Origin of the sequence: Micromonospora profundi (assembly GCF_011927785.1) — a bacterium.
Taxonomy (GTDB): domain Bacteria; phylum Actinomycetota; class Actinomycetes; order Mycobacteriales; family Micromonosporaceae; genus Micromonospora; species Micromonospora profundi.
Map to the genome: position 1 here is coordinate 2,095,956 of NZ_JAATJK010000001.1, position 16,708 is coordinate 2,112,663.

Sequence of the window (16,708 nt, forward strand, 5' to 3'; positions counted from 1 at the left end):
AGCTCCGGCAGGGGACGTGCGGTCGTGGGCGGCGGTACCCGTACCCGGTCGCCGCGAAACCGTCGGGCGGATCCGCCGCCCTGGATGCCCGGACCGCTCGCGTCGATCCGCGGCCCTGGATGCCCTCCTGCCTGCGTTGATCCGTCGACCTGGATGGCGGTCGGTACGGCGTCGACGCGCCGACCTGCGTGCCCGGTCGCATCGCGCCGGTGCGACGACCCGCCGGGCGGCCCGGGCTGGTATGAAGGGGCGATGACGAGCGACGCCGCCCCTGCCCGACCGGACCCCACCGCCGAGGTCGTTGACCTCTGCCGCGACCTGCTGCGCATCGACACCACGAACACGGGGGACAACGCGACGAGCGTCGGCGAGCGCCGCGCGGCCGAGTACGTGGCGGAGAAGCTCGCCGAGGTGGGCGTCGAGTCGGTACTGCACGAGTCCGCGCCCGGGCGGGCCAACGTGGTGGCCCGCATCCCCGGCACCGACCCGAGCCGGGGCGCGCTGCTCGTGCACGGACACCTGGACGTCGTACCCGCCGACGCCGACGAGTGGTCGGTGCACCCGTTCTCCGGCGAGCTGCGCGACGGCTACCTGTGGGGGCGGGGCGCCATCGACATGAAGGACTTCGACGCCATGGTGCTCGCCGTGGTGCGGCACTGGCAGCGCACCGGCGTACGACCCCCGCGCGACATCGTGCTGGCGTACACCGCCGACGAGGAGGCCGGCAGCGACTACGGCGCGCGTTTCCTTGTCGACGATCACCGGGACCTCTTCGACGGCTGCACCGAGGCGATCGGCGAGGTCGGCGGCTTCTCCTACTCGGTGAACGACAGCCAGCGGCTCTATCTCATCGAGACCGCCGAGAAGGGCATCGACTGGCTGCGGCTGCACGCCAAGGGTCGCCCCGGGCACGGCTCGATGATGCACGACGACAACGCCGTCACCGCGCTTGCCGAAGCGGTGGCCCGGATCGGCCAGCACCGCTTCCCGGTGGTGGTCACCGACACCGTGCGGGCGTTCCTGGAGGAGGTCTCCGACCTGCTCGGCGTCGAACTCGACCCGGAGGACCCGGAGACGGCCATCGCCAAGCTCGGCCCGATCGCCAACATCATCGGCGCGACGATCCGCAACACGGCGAACCCGACCCGGTTGGACGCCGGCTACAAGGACAACGTCATTCCCGGCCGGGCCACCGCCACCATCGACTGCCGTAGCCTGCCCGGCCAGTCCGAGCTGCTGGAACGGCAGCTGCGCGAGCTGATCGGCCCGGACATCGCCATCGAGTACATCCAGCGGCAGCCGGCGCTGGAGACCACCTTCGACGGCGACCTGGTCGAGGCCATGTCGGCGGCGCTGCGCGCCGAGGACCCGGGCGCGCGGCCCGTACCGTACATGCTGTCCGGCGGCACCGACGCCAAGGCGTTCTCCCAGCTCGGTATCCGCTGCTTCGGGTTCGCCCCGCTGCGGCTGCCCGCCGACCTGAACTTCTCCGCGCTGTTCCATGGCATCGACGAGCGGGTTCCGGTCGACGGACTACAGTTCGGCGTGCGGGTTCTCGACCGGTTCCTGCGCACCTGCTAGCCGTGTCCGGTAACCGCACCCCGCGCGTTACCTCCCCATCGTGAAGGGACTGCCCCACATGACCGACCAGCACGGTGAGCTGGACGCCGCTCTCGAGCGCGTCATCGAAGCGGCCCGCCGCCACCTGGCCGCCGTACGCGCCGCGCAGGGCCGCGTCGACGACGACGACGTCTGGCAGGCGTACGTGGCGTTGAACAACGCGTCCTTCGCGTACGACGAGCAGTTGCTCGACGCGTTCGGCGAGGTGACGCCGTGGGACGTCGACTCGATCGACCCGGACGAGGCCGACGAGCGCTTCGGCGGCGCAGACGGCGGCGAGGCCAGCGACCCGCACCCCCGGGTGATCTCGGTACGTCAGCGCCGCGACTACCGGGTGCCGAGTGTGTCCGCGCTGCTGCGGGCGGCCGAGGCGGCCCGCCGCGAGGGCACCCCGGAGGACGACGAGCCGGCGCCGGTGGAGGGTGTCGGCGAGGCGGTCCTTGAGCTGCTGCAGAGCGGCGACGGTTCGCTCGGCGCGCTGGACGTGCCCGAGCTGGAGCCTCTGGACGGGGTGGTGATGGTCAGCGAGGTGGGCACCCCTGTCGACCTGGAGTCGTTCGACGACGAGGACGCTGTCGGCCCGTTCCAGCCCGCTGCCGACGACCGGCTGGTCGGTCGGCTCGACGAGCACCCGTTCCTGGAGCTCGACGACGACCACGATCACGCAGGCCACCAGCACTAGACGACGCGACGCGCCCGGCACCCCACCTACGCGGTGGGGCACCGGGCGCGTCGTCGTCCGTTCCGGGTGGCCGGCCCTCGTCAGTACGACAGGCCGGGCTGCGGCTGGTTGACCCGTCGGCGGCGCAGCACCACCTGCCGGGTCCCGTCGCGGAACAGCCGTACCCGGGCCAACTCCCATCCGGAGAACTCCGCCTGGATCGCCAGCTGCGCCGCGGCGGTCAACCGGTCGACGTTCGGCGGCAGCCGCAGCGGCGCGTATTCGTAGTCCATGCCACCCATGCTGCCCAGCCCAGCGGCCGTTCGCCACCCCCTTACGGGGTGACCGACGACGCGTCGGGGCGCCGACGCCCGCATCTCGACCTGAAGGACGCTTCGCCGGGGTCAGCCGTCGCGCTCCGGGTAGCCAACCGGCACGCCGGAGACGTCGTCGAGCGCCGTGGTGATCTCCTCGGGCAGGGTGATCCGTTCCACCTGGAGCGCGCCGAGCAGCTGCCCGACGGTGCGGGCGCCGAGGATCGGCGCTGTCACCCCGGGCCGGTCCCGGATCCAGGCCAGCGCCACCTCCAGCGGCGAGACGCCCAGCCCGCCGGCCGCGGTCGCCACCGCCTCGACGATGCTGGAGCAGCGAGGCTCCAGGTACGTCGACACGAACCGCTCGAAGTGCGGCGAGGCGGCCCGGGAGTCCGCCGGACGGCCGTGCCGGTACTTGCCGGTGAGCACGCCCCGGCCCAGCGGCGACCAGGGCAGCACGCCGAGGCCGAGCGCGCCGCACGCGGGCAGCACCTCCCGCTCCACGCCCCGCTCCAGCAGGGAGTACTCCACCTGGGCGGCGACCACCGGCGCGCGGCCCGGCCAGGCGGTCTGCCAGGCGGCGGCCCGTGCGGTCTGCCAGCCGGAGAAGTTCGACACCCCGACGTAGCGGACCTTGCCGCTGGCCACCGCGTGGTCCAAAGCGGCAAGGGTCTCTTCGAGGGGGGTGTCCGGGTCGTATCCGTGCACCTGGAACAGGTCGACGTGGTCGGTGCCGAGCCGGCGCAGTGACGCGTCCAGGGTGCGCAGCAGGTGGCCACGGGAGCCGTCGCGGCGGCGATTGGTGCCGGGGCGTAACCCGGCCTTGGTGGCGATCAACAGCTCGTCGCGGGGTACGAGGGTGCCCAGCAGCGACCCGATCACCGACTCGGCGTCGCCGTCGCCGTACACGTCGGCGGTGTCGATCAGGTTGCCGCCCGCGTCCAGGTAACTCTTCAGCTGGGCGGCCGCGTCGTCGGAGTCGGTGTCCCGACCCCAGGTCATGGTGCCGAGCGCGAGCCGCGAAACCGCCAGCCCGCTTCGGCCGAGCGGTCGCTGTTGCATGGGTGAACCTTATTTCGAACCTGCCGCCACGGATATCCTCGCTCCCGTCAACTCTGCCGGTTCTGCCGGTTCCGCCTGCCTCAGGTACCTCGACGGGCCGGGGATCATTGGCGGTGAGCCGGTGACGAGGCCCGATTGCGGCATTGCGTAACCTGGTGCGACCTGTGCCACGGATGGGGGAGGACCAGTGCGACTCGGGCTAAGCCTCGGATACCAGACAGCATGGAGCACACCGGCCGATCACCTGGCACTGGCCCAGGAAGCGGACCGGCTCGGCTTCTCGGTGGTGTGGGCCGCGGAGGCCTACGGCTCCGACTCGCCAAGCATGCTCGCCTGGATGGCCGGCCAGACCGAACGGATCGACGTGGGCGCGGCGGTGATGCAGATCCCCGCGCGTACGCCGGCGGCCACCGCGATGACCGCCGCCACGATCGACGCGCTGTCCGGCGGCCGGTTCCGGCTCGGTCTCGGCGTGTCCGGCCCGCAGGTGTCCGAGGGCTGGCACGGGGTGCGGTTCGCCAAGCCGCTGGCGCGGACCCGCGAGTTCGTCGACATCGTCAAGCTGGCCATCGCCCGCAAGGAGGTGGCGTACGACGGCGAGCACTACACGCTGCCGCTGCCGGACGGCCCCGGCAAGGCGTTGCGGTTGAGCTTCCATCCGCCCCGCGAGCACATCCCGATCTACCTGGCCGCCGTCGGTCCGAAGAACCTGGAGCTGGCCGGCGAGATCGCCGACGGCTGGCTTGCCGTGTTCTACGCCCCGGAGTACGCCGACGAGCACCTCGCGGCGGTCGCCGCCGGGCGGGCCAAGGTCGGCAAGGAGCTGGCCGGCTTCGACGTGGTGCCGTCGGTGCCCGTGGTGGTCGGCGACGATGTGGCGTCCTGTGCCGAGCTGGTGCGCTGGTACGCCGCGCTCTACGTCGGCGGGATGGGCAGCCGCAAGCAGAACTTCTACAACCAGCTCGCGACGCGGATGGGCTACGGCGACGCCGCCCGCGAGGTGCAGGATCTGTACCTGGCCAAGCGGCAGCGCGACGCGGCCGCCGCGGTGCCGATGGAGTTCATCGACCGCACCTCGCTGCTCGGGCCGAAGGAGCGCATCGCCGACCGGATGCGGGAGTACGCCGCGGCCGGGGTGACGACGCTGTCGGTGAGCCTGTTCGTGGCCGACCGGGACTCCGGCGTGCAGACCCTGCGTACCGTCGCCGAGGCGTTCGATCTTTCGGGAGTTGGGGAGTGACCTGGGTCGAGGCCATCGTCCTGGGCATCGTCCAGGGGCTGACGGAGTTCCTTCCGGTCAGTTCGTCGGGGCATCTGCGGATCACCTCGGCGATCTTCTTCGACCGTGACGCCGGGGCGTCGTTCACAGCTGTCACCCAGCTCGGCACCGAGGCGGCCGTGCTGATCTACTTCGCCAAGGACATCTGGCGGATCACCCGGACGTGGCTTGTCGGGATCAGGGACAAGTCCGTCCGTTCCAGCCTCGACTACCGGATGGGCTGGTACGTGATCGTCGGCTCGATCCCGATCGGGCTGTTCGGTTTCCTCTTCAAGGACCAGATCAAGACGGTCGGGCGCAACCTGTGGGTGGTGGCGACAACCCTCATCGTGTTCGCGTTCGTGCTGGCGTTCGCCGAGTACTGGGGTCGGCAGACCCGCACCCTGGAGAACTTCCGGATGAAGGACGGCGTGGTGATGGGTTTCGCCCAGGCCATGGCGTTGATCCCCGGGGTGTCCCGCTCCGGCGGCACGCTCACCGCCGGTCTGCTGCTCAACCTGACCCGGGAGGCGGCGGCGCGGTACTCGTTCCTGCTGGCCATCCCGGCGGTGGTGATGTCCGGCGTGTTCAGCCTCGGGGACGTCTTCGAGCCGTCCGCTCCGGGCACGTCGGCGCCCTCGGTGGCGCAGATGATCGTGGCGACGGTGCTCGCCTTCGGCATCGGGTACGCGGCCATCGCCTGGCTGCTGCGCTACGTGGCCCACCACACCCTGTACGTCTTCGTGCTGTACCGGGTGGCGCTGGGCACCCTGGTCCTCGCGCTGCTGTTGACGGGCACGATCAGCGCCACCTGATCGGCTCCGCGCTCCGCCGGCCTCCGACCCCGCAGTGGGGTTCGGGGGCCGGTGTGCGTCTGGGGCGGTGCCGGCCGCGCATTCTGCGCATTTCGGATAAGTAGCTCAGGGCGCACCTACTCTTTCCCTGTCGGGGGTGACGTCTCGAACGGGACGCGCCGTCAGCTCGCGGGAGAGGGGCGACCGTGGCCGCCAGCGGCGCGAAGCGCGGGCGGGGGAGACCACCACGCCGCAACCTCGTCGCGGTCCTCTCGATCGTGGTGCTCTCCGGCGCGCTGTTCGGCTATGACCAGGGCGTCATCAGCGGGGCGTTGCGCGACATCCGGCAGACCTTCGACGCGGACACCTTCGCCGTCGAGGTGGCGGCGAGTTGGGTGACGCCCGGGGCCCTGGTGGGCGCGCTGCTCGGTGGTCACCTCGCCGACCGCGTCGGCCGCCGGAGGGCGCTGTGGGTGGCCGCCGTCGCGTTCGGGGTGGGCACCATCGCGCAGGCGTTCGCCCCGGTGATCGGGGTCATGTTCGGTGCGCGGCTGATCCTGGGTCTGGGCATCGGGGTGGCCTCGGTCGCCGGCCCGATGTACGCGGCGGAGGCCGCGCCGGAACGGATCCGGGGCAGCCTGCTCGCGGTCTACCAGTTCTCCACCACGTTCGCGATCTTCATCGGCTACCTGGCCGACGAACTGTTCGAGGCGGGCAACTCCTGGCGTTACCTGCTCGCGGCGGCGGTCCTGCTGGGGGCGGCCCTCGCCCTGGTAACCACGGTGATCCCCGACTCGGCCGTCTGGTACGTCGGGCGGGGCGACAAACGCAGGGCACAGGCGTCGCTGACGGCGACGGTGCCGGAGCGGAAGGTGCCCGAGCGGCTGCACGCCATCGAGGAGAGCCTCGCGGCCGGCAAGGCGGGCTGGCGGGAGGTGCTCTCGCGACAGTGGCGGCGCCCGCTGGCGTTGGGTGTGGGCCTTGCCCTGTTCCAGCAGTTGACCGGCATCAACGGGATCATCTACTACGCCGATCCGATCTTCTCGGCCGCCGGTTTCCACACCCCACAGGAGCAGTTGGCCGCGACCACCTGGGCGATCGGCGCTGTCGATTCACTCTTCACGCTTGTGGCGGTGGCCTTCCTGGACCGGCTGGGCCGCCGTCCGCTGCTGCTGGTCGGGTTGCTGGGCATGGCGGTCTCGCTCGTCGTGGTGAGCGTCAGCTTCGCGAAGATGGACCCGGCGGCGCAGGCGGCCGGGGCGACCGGGCACCATCCCACCGACGCGGGCATCTTCCTGCTCATCGGCGTGGTCATGTTCGTGGCGTTCTACGCGATGTCGATCGGCCCGACCGCCTGGACGGTCATCAACGAGATCTTCCCGGGGCGCATCAGGGGCAGGTGCGTGGCGATCGCCTCGGCCACGCACTGGGGCTCGGAGTACCTCATCACCCAGTTCTTCCTGACCATGCTCAGCGCCCTGGGGCGGTCGGGGGTGTTCGCGCTCTTCGCCGGCACCTGTGTGCTCGGCTTCCTGTTCGTGTGGCGCTACCTGCCGGAGACGAAGGGCAAGACCCTCGAACAGATCCAGCAGATGTGGCGATCCGACGCCAGCGCCCGCCATCCGCACCGCTCCCGGTGACAGCCGGATGGCCTGGATCGCACAACTCGTTCTGGTTCCGGGTTTCTGACTCGGTGCGCAGTGGTGAGGCGTACGGTCGGCTCATAAGGCATAAAACCGACCTATGCCTACATAGCGCAGGCTAGAGGACATACCGGGCGCGAGTCCCAGAGGTGGGTCCGCCGGCTGGTGTTCCCGATCGAACAGTCACGAAGGACCAGGACAGTGCATCTGACGCCGAAGGAATTCGACAAGCTGACGATTCTCTCGATGGCAATGGTCGCCAATGCCCGCAAGGCCCGGGGGATCAAGCTGAACCACCCGGAGGCCGTCGCGGTGATCTGCGCGGCGGCGCTGGAGGGCGCCCGTGAGGGCAAGACCGTCGAAGAGGTCATGAACGACTCCCGCACGGTGCTGGGCGTCGACGACGTGATGCCGGGCGTGGCGGACATGGTTCCCATGCTCCAGGTCGAGGCGGTGTTCACCGACGGCTCCCGACTGATCACTGTGCACTCACCGATCCAGTAGGCGCACCAGCGCAGACGCGGTCTCCAGGAAGGCGGAGCAGAAATGACCAAGCAGCATCCCGGGCCCAACTCGAAGCATCTGCGACCCATCGGCGGCTACATCCTGAGCGACCAGCCGCTGGAGTTGAACGAGGGTCGGCCGGTGACGGAAGTCGTCGTCCAGAACACCGGTGACCGGCCCATTCAGGTCGGCTCGCACTTTCACTTCTTCGAGGTCAACCGCATGCTCGCGTTCGACCGCGAGGCGGCCTTCGGCAAGCGGCTGAACATCCCGGCGACGACGTCCATCCGCTTCGAGCCCGGCGACAAGAAGACGGTGGAGCTGATCCCCTTCGCCGGGGTGCAGCGGGTCTACGGGTTCAACGGGCTCGTGCAGGGGTGGACCGGCAGCCAGTCGGCCCCGAGTTACCGGCCGGACCGGACCGAGGCGATCCACAACGCCAGGACGCGCGGCTTCAAGTTCGGCCCGGAGCAGCAGGACGACTCCAAGGGCAAGAAAAAGTAGATCCACTATCCCGCAGGGCTGGCAGCCGCGGGCAGGAGAGATGATTCGATGAGCCAGATATCTCGGCAAGAGTATTCGGGAATGTTCGGCCCGACGACGGGCGACCAGATCAGGCTGGGCGACACCGACCTGTACATCGAGATCGAGAAGGACCTGCGGGTCCTCGGCGACGAGGTGATGTACGGCGGGGGCAAGACGCTGCGCGACGGCATGGGCGTGCAGAACCAGTACACGAACGCCGAGGGTGGCCTGGATCTGGTCATCACCAACGTGACGATCGTCGACGCGACCCTCGGCGTGGTCAAGGCCGACGTCGGGATCAAGAACGGCAAGATCGCCGGCATCGGCAAGGCCGGAAACCCCAACATCATGCAGGGTGTCACGCCCGAACTGGTGACCGGGCCGGGCACCGACGCCATCTCCGGCGAGCACCTCATCCTGACCGCGGGCGGCATCGACGCGCACGTGCACCTTGTCGCGCCGCAGCAGGCGTACGCCGCCCTCAGCAACGGCGTCACCACCCTGTGGGGCGGCGGCACCGGTCCGTCGGACAGCAGCAACGGCGTCACCATCACCCCCGGGCCCTGGAACATCCATGCGATGATGCGGGCCTTCGAGAACATCCCGATCAACATCGGTCTGATGGCGAAGGGCAACAGCACCGGCCGCGCCCCGCTGGTCGAGCAGATCATGGCCGGCGCGCCGAGCTTCAAGATCCACGAGGACTGGGGTGCGCCGCCCGCGGTGATCCGCGCCTGCCTGGACGTCGCCGACGAGTTCGACGTGCAGGTCAGCATCCACACGGACACCCTCAACGAGAGCGGCTACCTGGAGGACTCCGTCGCGGCGTTCGAGGGCCGCACGATCCACACCTTCCACACCGAGGGCGCCGGCGGTGGCCATGCGCCGGACGTCATCAAGATCGCCAGCCAGATGAACGTGTTGCCGAGCTCGACAACGCCGACGGTGCCGTACGGCATCAACAGTCAGTCCGAGCTCTACGACATGATCATGGTCTGCCACAACTTCAACCCCAAGGTCCCCTCCGACGTCGCATTCGTCGAGAGCCGTATCCGGACCGAGACGATCGCCGCCGAGGACGTCCTGCTCGACGAGGGCGTCATCTCGATGATGCAGAGCGACTCGCAGGCCATGGGGCGCGTCGGTGAGACCTGGCTGCGGACCATCCAGCTCGCCGGGCAGATGAAGACCGTGCGCGGCAAGCTCGCCGAGGACTCCAGCGCCAACGACAACTTCCGGGTGCTGCGGTACGTCGCCAAGATGACCATCAACCCGGCCATCACCCAGGGCATCTCGCACGTGCTGGGATCCGTGACGCCGGGCAAGATGGCCGACCTGGTGCTCTGGGAGCCCGCCTTCTTCGGTACCAAGCCGAAGATGGTCCTCAAGGGCGGCATGATCGCCTGGTCGATCATGGGCGACCCGAACGCCTCGCTGCCGACACCGCAACCGGTCTACTACCGGCCCATGTACGGCGCGTTCGGCAACCAGATCGCCAAGACCTGCGTGACCTTCGTGTCCCGTGCCGCACACGAGGCCGGCGTCGCCGAGCAGCTCGGCCTGCAACGGCAGGTCATTCCCGTGTACCGGACCCGAGGTCTCACCAAGAGGGACATGGTCCGCAACGACCGTACCCCCAAGCTGGAGGTCGACCCGGAGACCTTCGCGGTGACGATGGACGGCGTGCACGCGACAGTGCCGCCGGCCCGGACGCTGCCCCTGGGCCAGCTCTACTTCTTCAGCTGACATCCCCCGCACGCCTGCGCCGCCGTGCGCGGCTGCGGCGCACCTACCGAAAGGAGACGCCCGTGCTCGTCGAGACGGTGCTGGGCAACATGAACGAGCCGGACTGGATGCTGCGGCTCAAGGAGGCGCGCATCGACGACCTGGTCCTCGACCAGTGGGACGCCCAGAAGAGCCGGATCCGCAAGATGACCAGTTCCGGGGCGGAGTTGTCCGTCGCGCTGGCCCGCGGCGTCCGGCTGCGCGACGGCGACGTCCTCGCCTGGGACGACCTGACCGCCACCGCGGTGGTGGCCCGGGTGCAGTTGGGCGAGGTGATGGTGGTCCACCTCGACAAGTTGCGCGGCGAGTCCGCCGAGCTGCTCATCCGCTCGGCAGTCGAGCTCGGCCACGCGATCGGCAACCAGCACTGGCCGGCCGTCGTCAAGGACACCAGGATGTACGTTCCGCTCACTGTGGACCGCAAGGTCATGGACTCGGTGATGCGCACCCACGCCTTCACCGGGATCACGCACGAGTTCGTGCCCGGCACCGAGATCATCGCGTACCTGGCGCCGCACGAGTCGCGGCGACTGTTCGGCGGCGCCGACTCGACGCCGCACTCCCACCTCCCCGCCGACCTCAACTGAGCGGGGCCGGACGGTGCGAACCATGGCCGAGACCCTGAAGCTGCTCCAATTCGGCGACTCGGTCTTCCCGGTCGGCGCGTTCTCCTTCTCCAGCGGCCTGGAGATGGCCGTCGAGCACGGCGTCGTGCACGACCGGACGACCCTTCAGGACTACGTCCGGACTGTCACCCGGCTCGCCGCCACCGGAGACGGCGTGGCACTGCTCGCCGCGCACCGGGCCGCCCTGACCGGGGACCTCGACCGGATCAGGTCCGCGGACGACGCCGTCCACCAGCGCAAGATCAACGAAGAGATGCGGACCATGTCCGTGCGGATGGGGCGCAAGCTGGCCGAGGCCGCGACCCGGATCGTCGGAGAGACGCTGCTCAAGAAGCGGCTCAACGAGTCGGCGGCCGGAACGCCTGTCACCTATCCGGTCGCGCTCGGGGTGGTCTTCGCCGACCTCGGGGTGCCCGAGGAGGACGCGTTCGCGGCCCACCAGTACGGCGCGGCGTCGACGGTGCTCAGCGCCGCCATCCGGTTGATGCGTGTCGACCACCTCGACGCGCAGTCGATCCTCTTCGCTGTCAACGAGAAGGTCAGCGACGACTACCGCGACGTGCGCACCGCGGGGCTGGAGGACATGCAGACCTTCGGGCCGCACCTCGACGTCCTGGCCGCCGCACACCAGCACATCCACGTGCGGATGTTCATGAGCTGAACCCGCATTTCCCGAACCGAACCGTACCCAACCGTACCCAGAAGGACAGGTCACAACATGAAGTCGGCAAGTCGTATCGGTGTCGGCGGCCCGGTGGGCAGCGGCAAGACCGCGATCATCGAGGCAGTCGTGCCGCGGCTCGTGGAGAACGGGCTGCGGATACTGGTGATCACGAACGACGTGGTCACCACGGAGGACGCCAAGCACGTCCGGCGGGCGCTGACCGGGGTCCTGGTCGAGGAGCGGATCATCGGGGTGGAGACCGGCGCCTGCCCGCACACGGCAGTGCGGGAGGACCCGAGCATGAACCTCGCCGCCGTGGAGGACATGGAGTCCAAGTTCCCGGACAGCGACGTCGTGCTCATCGAGAGCGGCGGCGACAACCTCACACTGACCTTCAGCCCGGCCCTCGTCGACTACTTCATCTACGTCATCGACGTCGCGGCCGGCGACAAGATCCCGCGCAAGAACGGCCCAGGCATCTCCAAGTCCGACATCCTCGTCATCAACAAAACCGACCTGGCGCCCTACGTGGACGCCGACCTCGGTGTCATGGCCCGGGACGCGGACATGATGCGCAACGGCAAGCCCGTCGTGTTCACCAACTGCAAGACGGGCGAGGGAATCGACGAGCTGGTCTCGCTGATCCGTCGCAACGCGCTCTTCGACGCAGAAGTGGTCGCATGATCACACTGGACAGCGCGCGGGAGCTGGAGCCGTACCAGGACCAACCGGCCCAGCTACCCGCAGCGTCCAACGGCAAGGTCGGCATCCTGCGCCTGGGGTTCGAGCGGCGTGGAGACCGCACGATCCTGCGCGACCTCTTCCGGCAGTCGCCGCTGCTCGTGCAGCGGGCGCTCTACTGGGACGAGGAGATGCCGGACCTGCCGTGCGTCATGATCCTCACCACGTCCGGTGGCGTGCTCCAGGGCGACCGCCTGCACATGGACGTCGCTCTCGCCCCCGGCAGCCAGGCGCACCTGGTGACCCAGTCCGCCACCAAGATCCAGGAGATGGACGCCAACTACGGCACCCAGATCCAGACGTTCACCCTGGCCGAGGACACCTACCTCGAATACCTGCCGGAGCCGGTGATCCCGTACCGGGCCAGCCGGTTCGCCACCGACACCCGGGTACGCCTCGCGGGAAGCGCCACGATGCTGTACGGCGAGATCCTGCAACCCGGCCGGAAGTACTACCGCGACGGCGAACTCTTCGCGTACGACCTCTTCTCGAGCGCGCTGCGCGCGGAGCGTCCCGACGGCCGGCAGTTGTTCGTGGAGAAGTTCGTGGTGGCCCCCGGGCAGTTCGACGTGGCGCGGGTCGGGGTCATGGGCCGCTTCCACATCTTCGGCAACGTCGTGCTGCTCACCGACCCCGAGCGGGCGGCACGGGTCCTGCACCGGACCTCGACGCCGGTCTGGGACGAGCAGACCCCACTGGCAAGCGCCGTCACCCGGCTGCCCAACGACGCGGGTCTCATCTTCAAGGTCCTGGGCCAGGAGACCGAGCCGGTACGCGCGGCGGTACGCGCCTTCTGCGTGGCCGCCCGCGAAGAGGTGACCGGCCGGACCTTCCCGCCGGCGTTCAGCTGGCGTTGACCGAGAGGAAGAATGTCGTGACCGCAGTGGTGCACGGGTGGGACAGGCTCGCCGACCGCAACCCGTTTGTCGGGTTCGTCGACGCCTGCCTGCGCGGGCCGGCGCAGGTCGTCTTCCAGAACAACCCCCTGACCGGCCTGCTGATCCTCGTGGCTGTCGCCTGGGGCGCCGTCGAGAACGGGCAGCCACGGATCTTCGGGGGAGGGGTCGTCGGCCTGCTCGTCGGCACCGCCACGGCCGTCGTCCTGCGGGCCGACAACGCCTCGCTGCGCAAAGGGCTGTTCGGCTTCAGCCCGTTTCTGACCGGCATCGCCGTCCCGACGTTCCTGGACGACCGGCCGCTCATGTGGCTCTACCTGGTGCTCGGCGCGATCGCCACGACAGTGGTCACCCTGGCCCTGAACACGATCTTCAAGACGTGGGGGCTGACCGCTTTCACCATGCCGTTCGTGCTGACCACCTGGGTGCTGCTGATGGCCGCGTACCAGTTCGACAGGTTCACAGTGCTCACCAACCTGAAGCCGATGTTCCCCGGCGAGGGGCAGCTGACCGGTGGTCGCTTCGACTGGGACCTGATCCCCACCTTCCTGCGCGGGGTGTCCCAGGTCTTCCTGATCAACAGCTGGGTCACCGGGCTGATCATCCTGGTCGCGCTGCTGATCAACTCCCGCTGGTCGGCGCTCTTCGCGGTGGTCGGCGCCGTCGGCGCGACGCTGCTGGCGCTCTGGTTCGGCGCCGACGCGGCCTCCCTCGACAAGGGTCTGTTCGGCTTCAACGCGGTCCTGACGGCGATCGCCGTGGGCGCGGTGCTGCACCGCCCCGGCGCGCTCGTGACTGTCTACACGCTCTTCGGAATCGCGCTCACCCTCTTCGTCCAACTAGCCCTGGCCACAGTCCTCACCCCGCTGGGCATCCCGGTGCTGACCGGACCGTTCAACATCGCCACCTGGCTGCTGTTGCTGCCCCGGCGGCACTTCGCGCCGGTGCCCAACCACGAACGAGTCAAGGAGTCCGTCGTCAGCGCGGTGCGACACACCGTCTGACGTACCGAGAGGAAAGGTGAGCTCCCATGCTCGCTCAGGAAGCGGTGAACTCGGGCGACACCGCCTGGGTGCTCGTCTGCACCGGCCTGGTGTTGTTCATGACCCCCGGCCTGGCCGTCTTCTACGGCGGGATGGTCCGCACCCGCAACGTGCTCGCCATGCTCCAGCAGAACATGATCGCCCTGGGCGTCGTCAGCCTGACCTGGGTGCTCGTGGGATACACGATCGCCTTCGGCGACGACGCCGGCAGCGGCCTTCTCGGCAACTTCGAGTTGTTCGGGCTCACCGACCTGGGGGTCCCGCCCGCGCCTCACCTGCACGTGGTCGCCGGTCAGGTCACCATCCCCACACTGGCGTTCGTGGCGTACCAGATGATGTTCGCGGTGATCACGCCCGCGCTCGTCACCGGCGCCACGGCCGGCCGGTTGAAGTTCATCGGCTGGGTGGTGTTCATCGCCATCTGGTCCATCGTGGTCTACGCGCCGATCGCCCACTGGCTCTGGCACCCCGACGGCCTGCTGGCCCGGTTCGGAACCCAGGACTGGGCCGGCGGAATGGTGGTGCACGCCTCGGCGGGCGCCGCCGTCCTGGCCACCTTGATGGTCGTCGGACGCCGTCGCGGCTGGCCACACACCGCCGCCCCGCCCAACTCCATTCCGCTGACCATCCTCGGAGCGGGCATCCTCTGGTTCGGATGGTTCGGCTTCAACGGCGGCGACGGACTCCAGGCCAACGGTTTGGCAGCCCAGGCGCTCATCAACACCCACCTCGCGGCGGCCGCCGGCATGCTCGTCTGGCTCGTCGCCGAACGCGCCAAGGACGGCCACAGCACCGTCGTGGGCGGCGTCTCCGGGGCCGTCGCGGGCCTCGCGACCATCACACCCGCCGCCGGGTACGTCAACACGCTGTCCGCCATCGCCATCGGCGCGATCGCCGGCCTCGTCTGCCACACAGCGCTGCGGTTGAAGTACCTGCTGCGGCTCGACGACGCCCTCGACGTCCTCGCTGTCCACTTCGTCGGCGGCATGCTCGGCTCGCTGCTTGTCGGCTTCTTCGGCAACAGCGGCACCAACCCGCTCGGCAAGGACGGCATCTTCTTCGGCGGAGGCGGATCCCTGCTCTGGCACCAGATCGTCGGCGTGATCTGCGTGGTGATCTTCTCGTTCGTGCTCAGCTGGCTGATCGCCGCCGGAGTGCAGGCGGTCATCGGGCTGCGCGCCCCGACCGACACGCAGGACAACCTCGACCACGCGCAGCAGGGCACCGACGCGTACCACCTGGGCGGCGTCGCCGGGCTCAACGGCACCGGCGCGCCCGAGCGCCGCCGGACGGGGCGAAACCGTCCCACAGCCCGGCCCGGCCGCACCGCCCAGCCGGGTCAGACCGCCCAGCCGGGTCAGACCGCCCAGCCGGGTCAGACCGCCCAGCCGGGTCAGGCCGCCCAGCCGGGTCAGGCCGGTCAGCCAGTCCAGCCTGGTCAGCCGGTACGGCAGGTGCGGCTTGTCACCGCGACTGTCGACCCGGCGCGACTGCCGACCACCCGGGAGCTGCGGGAAGCCCTGCTCGACGCGGGCGCCACCTCCATCGTCGTCTCCGACGCCACGGTCTCGACAGCCCAGCCGGCCGCCCGCGCGCTGCCCCGCGGCTACTGGCTGGACCAGGACCTGCTGGACCGTGCCCGCGTCGAGGTAGTGGTGGAGCGCGACGCCGTGCCGGCCGTGCTGAACGTCCTCGGCGGGTACGGCGCCGACCGGTCGGACAGCTTCGTGCAGGATGTCCAGCCCGCCACGGACGTCCGCTGACCCGGCACCCGGGCCGGCGTTGCCGCACCGCGCCGCGTACCGGCCCGCGGCAGGTCATAGGGTGATCCTCGTGGCGACCCTTCTGCTTCTGCGACACGGCCGGACCACCGCGAACGCCGACGGCGGCCTGGCCGGCCGCCAGCCCGTCGAACTGGACGACACGGGCCGCGCCCAGGCGAGCGCGGTCGGCGAACGACTGCGGGCCGTGCCGCTCGCGGCGGTGGTGACCAGTCCGCTGATCCGCTGCCGGCAGACCCTGGAGCTGGCGCTACCGCAGGCCACGCCCACCGTGGAGGAGGGGCTGATCGAGTGCGACTACGGCAGCTGGGAGGGACAGCCGCTCAAGAAGCTCGCCAAGGAGCCGATCTGGCCCGTCGTCCAGCAGCACCCGAGCGCGGCGGTCTTTCCCGACGGCGAGGCGATGGCGGCTATGGCGGCGCGTGCCGTGGCGGCCGTACGGGCCTGGGACGCCCGGGTCACCGCCGAGCACGGGCCCGAGGCGGTCTGGCTGGCATGCAGCCACGGAGACGTGATCAAGGCGATCGTGGCGGACGCTCTCGGCGTACACCTTGATCTTTTTCAGCGGATCGTGGCTGACCCGGCCTCGGTGACCGCGATCCGGTTCACGTCGTTGCGGCCGTTCCTCCTGCGCCTCAACGACACCGGCGGCGACCTGGCCACGCTGGTGCCGCCGCCGCGCAAGCGGCGTAGGCGGGCGACCCGCGCGACCGACTCCGACGCCGCCGTCGGCGGCGGGGCCGGTGCGGCCGAGTGAGCCGCGCCACGAGCCCTCAGCGCGCCTCTGGGCC

17 protein-coding genes are annotated in these 16,708 nt (G+C 69.8%); 15 read left to right on the forward strand and 2 right to left on the reverse strand.

Annotated features, from left to right (window positions below):
- The first annotated feature begins 252 nt into the window (after positions 1-252).
- Together F4558_RS09135 and F4558_RS09140 are read left to right on the forward strand one after the other, a co-directional pair.
- Positions 253-1,581 (forward strand): M20/M25/M40 family metallo-hydrolase, encoded by a 1,329-nt coding sequence (locus F4558_RS09135; protein ID WP_053655803.1) that lies wholly within the window; start codon positions 253-255, stop codon positions 1,579-1,581.
- A 58-nt stretch (positions 1,582-1,639) separates the two neighbouring features.
- A complete protein-coding gene (locus F4558_RS09140; RefSeq protein ID WP_167943789.1) occupies positions 1,640-2,302 on the forward strand; it encodes a hypothetical protein in 663 nt (220 codons plus the stop codon).
- An 80-nt stretch (positions 2,303-2,382) separates the two neighbouring features.
- Here F4558_RS09140 and F4558_RS09145 read toward each other — a convergent pair whose 3' ends face one another.
- Positions 2,383-2,574: a DUF5703 family protein gene (locus F4558_RS09145; protein ID WP_053655860.1), complete on the reverse strand. Its 192-nt coding sequence runs from the start codon at positions 2,572-2,574 to the stop codon at positions 2,383-2,385.
- A 111-nt stretch (positions 2,575-2,685) separates the two neighbouring features.
- On the reverse strand, positions 2,686-3,657 hold the full coding sequence (locus F4558_RS09150) for an aldo/keto reductase (RefSeq protein ID WP_167943790.1): 972 nt from the start codon (positions 3,655-3,657) through the stop codon (positions 2,686-2,688).
- Positions 3,658-3,844: 187 nt separating this feature from the next.
- On the opposite strand from F4558_RS09150, the gene F4558_RS09155 reads away from it, so the two are divergent.
- From F4558_RS09155 to F4558_RS09215, 13 genes are all read left to right on the forward strand, one after another.
- Positions 3,845-4,897, forward strand: coding sequence for an LLM class F420-dependent oxidoreductase (locus F4558_RS09155; RefSeq protein ID WP_053655809.1), 1,053 nt, complete (start codon positions 3,845-3,847; stop codon positions 4,895-4,897).
- Positions 4,894-5,730, forward strand: coding sequence for an undecaprenyl-diphosphate phosphatase (locus tag F4558_RS09160; RefSeq protein ID WP_167943791.1), 837 nt, complete (start codon positions 4,894-4,896; stop codon positions 5,728-5,730). Before F4558_RS09155 ends, F4558_RS09160 begins: the two co-directional genes overlap by 4 nt.
- A 185-nt stretch (positions 5,731-5,915) precedes the next feature.
- Positions 5,916-7,349: a sugar porter family MFS transporter gene (locus F4558_RS09165; RefSeq protein ID WP_167943792.1), complete on the forward strand. Its 1,434-nt coding sequence runs from the start codon at positions 5,916-5,918 to the stop codon at positions 7,347-7,349.
- 204 nt (positions 7,350-7,553) lie between these two features.
- On the forward strand, positions 7,554-7,856 hold the full coding sequence (locus F4558_RS09170) for an urease subunit gamma (protein ID WP_053655816.1): 303 nt from the start codon (positions 7,554-7,556) through the stop codon (positions 7,854-7,856).
- Positions 7,857-7,898: 42 nt separating this feature from the next.
- The gene (locus tag F4558_RS31910; RefSeq protein WP_053655818.1) at positions 7,899-8,360 is read left to right on the forward strand and encodes an urease subunit beta; all 462 of its coding nucleotides are present in this window, start codon (positions 7,899-7,901) and stop codon (positions 8,358-8,360) included.
- Positions 8,361-8,408: 48 nt separating this feature from the next.
- Positions 8,409-10,127 (forward strand): urease subunit alpha, encoded by a 1,719-nt coding sequence (locus tag F4558_RS09180; RefSeq protein WP_053655821.1) that lies wholly within the window; start codon positions 8,409-8,411, stop codon positions 10,125-10,127.
- Between the two features lie 62 nt (positions 10,128-10,189).
- On the forward strand, positions 10,190-10,753 hold the full coding sequence (locus tag F4558_RS09185; RefSeq protein WP_053655825.1) for an urease accessory protein UreE: 564 nt from the start codon (positions 10,190-10,192) through the stop codon (positions 10,751-10,753).
- Positions 10,754-10,775: 22 nt separating this feature from the next.
- Positions 10,776-11,453, forward strand: coding sequence for an urease accessory protein UreF (locus tag F4558_RS09190; protein WP_209273235.1), 678 nt, complete (start codon positions 10,776-10,778; stop codon positions 11,451-11,453).
- A gap of 57 nt (positions 11,454-11,510) precedes the next feature.
- Positions 11,511-12,140 (forward strand): urease accessory protein UreG, encoded by a 630-nt coding sequence (gene ureG / locus F4558_RS09195; protein ID WP_053655830.1) that lies wholly within the window; start codon positions 11,511-11,513, stop codon positions 12,138-12,140.
- The gene (locus F4558_RS09200) at positions 12,137-13,054 is read left to right on the forward strand and encodes an urease accessory protein UreD (protein WP_167943793.1); all 918 of its coding nucleotides are present in this window, start codon (positions 12,137-12,139) and stop codon (positions 13,052-13,054) included. The genes ureG and F4558_RS09200 overlap by 4 nt, the downstream gene beginning before the upstream one ends.
- Positions 13,055-13,071: 17 nt before the next feature.
- Positions 13,072-14,097 (forward strand): urea transporter, encoded by a 1,026-nt coding sequence (yut, locus tag F4558_RS09205; protein WP_167943794.1) that lies wholly within the window; start codon positions 13,072-13,074, stop codon positions 14,095-14,097.
- Positions 14,098-14,123: 26 nt separating this feature from the next.
- Positions 14,124-15,899 carry an ammonium transporter gene (gene amt / locus F4558_RS09210; RefSeq protein WP_245241297.1) on the forward strand — a complete coding sequence of 592 codons (1,776 nt, stop codon included), beginning with the start codon at positions 14,124-14,126 and terminating at the stop codon, positions 15,897-15,899.
- Positions 15,900-15,960: 61 nt separating this feature from the next.
- Positions 15,961-16,674: an Rv2135c family putative phosphatase gene (locus F4558_RS09215; RefSeq protein ID WP_053655836.1), complete on the forward strand. Its 714-nt coding sequence runs from the start codon at positions 15,961-15,963 to the stop codon at positions 16,672-16,674.
- Positions 16,675-16,708: the final 34 nt, after the last annotated feature.